6 protein-coding genes are annotated in these 4,997 nt (G+C 71.4%); 5 read left to right on the top strand and 1 reads right to left on the bottom strand.

Features of this window, described 5'->3' with window-relative positions:
* The 4 genes from ACFU99_RS32600 to ACFU99_RS32615 form a co-directional block, all read left to right on the top strand.
* Nucleotides 1-541, top strand: a 541-nt coding sequence (locus ACFU99_RS32600) for an amino acid permease (protein WP_384398899.1), incomplete at its 5' end; no start/stop codon positions are given.
* Between the two features lie 119 nt (nucleotides 542-660).
* Nucleotides 661-1,881 (top strand): exodeoxyribonuclease VII large subunit, encoded by a 1,221-nt coding sequence (xseA, locus tag ACFU99_RS32605; RefSeq protein WP_384398901.1) that lies wholly within the window; start codon nucleotides 661-663, stop codon nucleotides 1,879-1,881.
* A 10-nt stretch (nucleotides 1,882-1,891) separates the two neighbouring features.
* The gene (locus ACFU99_RS32610; RefSeq protein ID WP_384398903.1) at nucleotides 1,892-2,176 is read left to right on the top strand and encodes an exodeoxyribonuclease VII small subunit; all 285 of its coding nucleotides are present in this window, start codon (nucleotides 1,892-1,894) and stop codon (nucleotides 2,174-2,176) included.
* A gap of 176 nt (nucleotides 2,177-2,352) precedes the next feature.
* The gene (locus ACFU99_RS32615) at nucleotides 2,353-2,943 is read left to right on the top strand and encodes a malonic semialdehyde reductase (protein ID WP_384398905.1); all 591 of its coding nucleotides are present in this window, start codon (nucleotides 2,353-2,355) and stop codon (nucleotides 2,941-2,943) included.
* 147 nt (nucleotides 2,944-3,090) lie between these two features.
* Here the strand turns inward: ACFU99_RS32615 and ACFU99_RS32620 are convergent, their stop codons facing one another.
* Nucleotides 3,091-3,678, bottom strand: coding sequence for a DUF4245 domain-containing protein (locus tag ACFU99_RS32620; protein ID WP_384398907.1), 588 nt, complete (start codon nucleotides 3,676-3,678; stop codon nucleotides 3,091-3,093).
* Nucleotides 3,679-3,884: 206 nt separating this feature from the next.
* On the opposite strand from ACFU99_RS32620, the gene glpX reads away from it, so the two are divergent.
* Nucleotides 3,885-4,916, top strand: a complete 1,032-nt coding sequence (glpX, locus tag ACFU99_RS32625; protein ID WP_363231393.1) for a class II fructose-bisphosphatase — start codon at nucleotides 3,885-3,887, stop codon at nucleotides 4,914-4,916.
* Nucleotides 4,917-4,997 lie beyond the last annotated feature (81 nt).

Raw genomic sequence — 4,997 nt, forward strand, 5'->3', positions numbered from 1 at the left:
GCAGGGGGACGCGTTCTACGCCACCGTCGACTCGTCGGTCGGCGGCTGGCTGCACGACCTGGTCGCGACCAGCAAGGCGATCGGCGCGGCCTTCGCGGCGCTCGCCGGGCAGGCCGCGGCCGGGCGGCTGCTGTTCGCCATGGCCCGCGACCGGCGGCTGCCGGGCGCGATGTCGAAGGTGGACGCAGGCAGCGGCGTGCCGCGGCGCGCGCTGCTCGGCGCGGCCGTCGTGACGCTGATCGCGGCGGTGTGGGCGGCCCGCCGCGACGACGGCCTGGACCACCTGTCGTCGATCGTGAACGTCGGTGCGCTGACCGCCTTCGGCCTGCTGCACGCCTCGGTGATCGGCTGGTTCTGGATCCGCAAGCGGGCGGAGCACCCGAGCCTGATCGGCCATGTGCTCGTGCCGCTGCTGGGGCTCGCGGTGGTGGTCGCGGTGATCGTCGAGGCGTCGGCCACGGCCCAGGTGGTGGCGGCCGTGTGGCTGGTGGTGGGGCTGGTGATCCTGGCGCTGCAATACCGAGGGCGACGACCGGTTTAAAAAATCAGCGTCTACTGATAGTCGCCGATTACGGGACGCGGGGCCTTGGCCGACCACGTCCGCCCTGGGGCCCTGCCTGCGGCCGTCCATTGTCAGTGGGCGCCGATAGCCTGGCGCGCATGGCTGTCAACACGTCCGCGGACGCGCCGATCCCCGTCGGCGAGGTGTCCCGGCTGATCGGCGGATGGATCGACCGGCTCGGGGCCGTATGGGTCGAGGGGCAGATCACGCAGTTGTCGCGGCGGCCGGGCGCCGGGGTGGTGTTCCTGACGTTGCGCGACCCGTCGTACGACATCTCGCTGACCGTCACGTGCTACCGCGCCGTCTTCGACAAGGTGGCCGACGTCGTCTCGGAGGGCGCGCGCGTCGTCGTGCACGCCAAGCCGGAGTGGTACGCGCCGCGCGGCCAGCTCTCGCTGCGGGCCGCCGAGATCAAGCCGGTCGGGGTGGGCGAGCTGCTCGCGCGCCTGGAGCAGCTGAAGAAGTCGCTGGCAGCCGAGGGGCTGTTCGCGGCCGACCGGAAGCGGCCGCTGCCGTTTCTGCCCCAGCTGATCGGGCTGGTCTGCGGCCGCGCCTCCGCCGCCGAGCGCGACGTGCTGGAGAACGCCCGGCTGCGCTGGCCCGCCGTGCGCTTCGAGGTCCGCAACGTGCCCGTACAGGGCGTGCACGCCGTCCCGCAGGTCATGGCCGCGGTCAAGGAACTGGACGCGCTGCCGGAGGTCGACGTGATCGTCGTGGCCCGCGGCGGCGGCAGCGTGGAGGACCTGCTGCCGTTCTCCGACGAGCAGCTCGTACGGGCGGTGGCCGCGTGCCGTACGCCCGTGGTGTCCGCCATCGGGCACGAGCCCGACTCCCCGCTGCTCGACCTGGTCGCCGATCTGCGCGCCTCCACGCCGACCGACGCGGCGAAGAAGATCGTGCCGGACGTGGGCGAGGAGCAGGCCCGTATCCAGCAGCTGCGCGAGCGCGCGCTGCGCAGCGTCGGCGGGCTGCTGGACCGCGAGGAGCGCGGTCTGGCCTCGGCGCTGGCGCGGCCCGTGATACAGCGCCCGCACCGTATGGTCGACGACCGCGAGGAGCAGGTCGCGGCGGTGCTGGAGCGCGGGCGCCGCACGCTGGCGCACCTCCTGGACCGCGCCGACTCCGAGCTGGCGCACACCTTGGCGCGCGTCGTGGCCCTCTCCCCCGCGGCGACGCTCCGGCGCGGCTACGCCGTGCTCCAGCACGCGGACGGTTCGGTGGTGCACTCCCCCGAGGACGTGGCGCCGGACGAGGAGCTGCGGGCGCGGGTCGCGGACGGCGAGTTCGCGGTACGGGCCGTTGTCACACCCCCCGCTTAGGCTGGTTCCCATGGCGACGACGCGCGAGAAGACCGACGACTCCACCCTCGGTTACGAGCAGGCACGGGACGAGTTGATCGATGTGGTGCGGCGCCTGGAGGCGGGCGGCACGACGCTGGAGGAGTCGCTGGCCCTGTGGGAGCGCGGCGAGGAGCTGGCGAAGGTCTGCCGCCGCTGGCTCGACGGGGCGCGCGCCCGGCTGGACGCCGCGCTGGCGCAGGAGGCCGGGGACGGCGACGAGGACGAGTCCCGGCCCGCGGGCGACGACGCGGAAACGGCCGCCTCGCAGGACTGAGCGGGCTTGCCCGGCCGCACCTGTACCGGCGTCACGGCATCACGCCCGTACCCCGCCATGCCCTGATCCATGTGAGTCCGGGCACACCCACACCCCTTTAGTTGAAGATTAATCTATTGCCGGTACAGTGGTCTGTGCCAGCTCGAACCGTTGACGCAACAGAAGGTGTTCATCGCATGACTCTCGCCCTCGACGCCGCCGCTCAGGACCTGCTCTTCCGTGAGGCCCGCACCGCCAACACCTTCACCGACGAGCCGGTGACCGACGAGCAGATGCAGGCCGTCTACGACCTGGTCAAGTACGCGCCGACCGCCTTCAACCAGTCGCCGCTGCGCATCGTGCTGGTCCGCTCCGAGGAGGCCCGCGAGCGCCTCGTGTCGCACATGGCCGAAGGCAACCAGCCCAAGACCCGCAAGGCCCCGCTGGTCGCGATCCTCGCCGCCGACAACGAGTTCCACGAGGAGCTGCCGGCGCTCTTCCCGCACTTCCCGCAGGCCAAGGACGTGTTCTTCGCGGAGCGCTCCTCCCGCGAGGGCGCTGCCGCGCTGAACGCCTCGCTTCAGGCCGCCTACTTCATCCTCGGCGTCCGCGCCGCCGGTCTCGCGGCCGGCCCGATGACGGGCTTCGACTTCGCGGGCGTCCAGAAGGAGTTCCTGGACGACGACCACACCCCGCTGATGGTCATCAACATCGGCAAGCCGGGCGAGGACGCCTGGTTCCCGCGGTCGCCGCGCCTGGAGTACGACCAGGTCGTCAAGACCGTCTGAGAATCCCGAGAACCCGAGAATCCGGGAACCCAGGAACCCAGGAAATCGAGATATCGGCAAAGACGTCTGAGGTCGCCCGGCCCCCGTCGGGCGGCACCCCCCTCAGACCTGCCGCTCCCCCCAGCGGCAGTCCGATGGCCGTCGTGTTCAGGCCGAGTTGCGCGCGTCCGGATTCGTCTCCGGCTTCGTCTTCTCGGCCTTGAGCGCGGCGGCCATCCGCGTGAGCTGCCCGTGCGGCGCGGTGCCCGTGACCACCGTGGTCACGCCGTTCTCCGTGCGCACCAGCGCGTCGTACTTCTCACCCTCGTAGCGGTCCCACGTCGCGCCGTCGACGCGCTCGGTCTTCCCGGTCTTCGCGGCCTGCTGGGTGACGTCGTCGATGAACGCCGCCGCCGGGCCGTTGCTCTGCTCGACCGCCACGTACTGCTTCTTCGGGTCGAGGAAGCCCAGGTGCCACGCCGCGCCTTCCTTGCCGGCCCCGTCGTACGAGACCGAGGTGGCCCGCCAGCCCTCCGGGAGGCCGACCGGTGCCGCCACCGGGTACGGGGCGGCGCGGCGCGCCGTGTCCAGTTCCACGCGGTAGCTGACCGTCTTGACGGGGTCGTTGCTCTCGTCGTGCGGGATGAACACGTAACTGACCACCGCGACGGGAACGATCACCGCCAGCGACAGAATCATGTTCCGCACCGTCTGCTTCTTAGCGCTTCTGCCTGCCACCCGCCCATCGTCCCCCATACCCCTTCCAGCCGGGACACCGGCCCGGGGGCAGGTCCGTGGGGGCAGGTCCATGGGGCAGGTCCGTACGGAGCCACGGCGGCGGGCGCGTACGCCACTCGTCGTGGCGCTCATACGCAGGGTGCTCTGCTCACTTTGGCAATCAACCGATAAAGTCATCAGCACCCTCACTTAACGGCCGTCGCCGTACAGAAAGGTGCGCTCCGTTGACCGAACACCACTTGCCGTCTCCCCTTGAGGTCAGCCCCGAGGCCCCGGACCGCAACCTCGCGCTGGAACTCGTCCGGGTCACCGAGGCCGGCGCCATGGCCTCGGGCCGCTGGGTCGGCCGCGGCGACAAGAACGGCGCCGACGGCGCCGCCGTCAAGGCCATGCGCGCGCTCATCGGCACCGTCTCCATGAACGGCGTCGTCGTCATCGGGGAGGGCGAGAAGGACAACGCGCCCATGCTCTACAACGGCGAGCGCGTCGGCGACCTCACCGGCCCCGAGTGCGACGTGGCCGTGGACCCCGTGGACGGCACGACGCTGACCGCCAAGGGCATGGCCAACGCCGTGTCCGTGCTGGCCGTGGCCGAGCGCGGCACCATGTTCGACCCGTCCGCGGTCTTCTACATGGACAAGCTCGTCACCGGCCCCGACGCCGCCGACTTCGTCGACATCAACGCGCCGGTCGGCGTCAACATCCGCCGCATCGCGAAGGCGAAGCGGTCCTCGCCCGAGGACGTCACGGTCGTGGTGCTGGACCGGCCGCGCCACGAGGGCATCGTCAAGGAGATCCGCGAGGCCGGCGCCCGTATCAAGTTCATCGCGGACGGCGACGTGGCCGGCGCGATCATGGCCGTGCGCGAGGGCACCGGCGTGGACCTGCTGCTCGGCGTCGGCGGCACGCCCGAGGGCATCATCACCGCCTGTGCCATCAAGTGCCTCGGCGGCACGATCCAGGCGAAGCTGTGGCCGAAGGACGACGCGGAGCGGGAGCGCGCCGTCGCCGCCGGACACGACCTGGACCGGGTGCTTCAGACGGAGGACCTGGTCAGCGGCGAGAACGTGTTCTTCGTGGCCACCGGGATCACCGACGGCGACCTGCTGCGCGGGGTGCGGTACCGCGCGGAGACGGCGACCACGCAGTCGCTGGTGATGCGCTCCAAGTCGGGCACGATCCGCCAGATCGACTCCACGCACCGGCTCTCCAAGCTGCGCGCGTACAGCCAGGTCGACTTCGAGCGCCCCAGCTGACGGTCGACTGCCGGGCCGCCCCAGCGGTCAGTACGTCCGTACGCCACGCCCGTACGTCCGTAGGCGCACGCCATTACGGGC

Source organism: Streptomyces sp. NPDC057654, from assembly GCF_042800135.1.
Classification (GTDB): Bacteria; Actinomycetota; Actinomycetes; order Streptomycetales; family Streptomycetaceae; genus Streptomyces.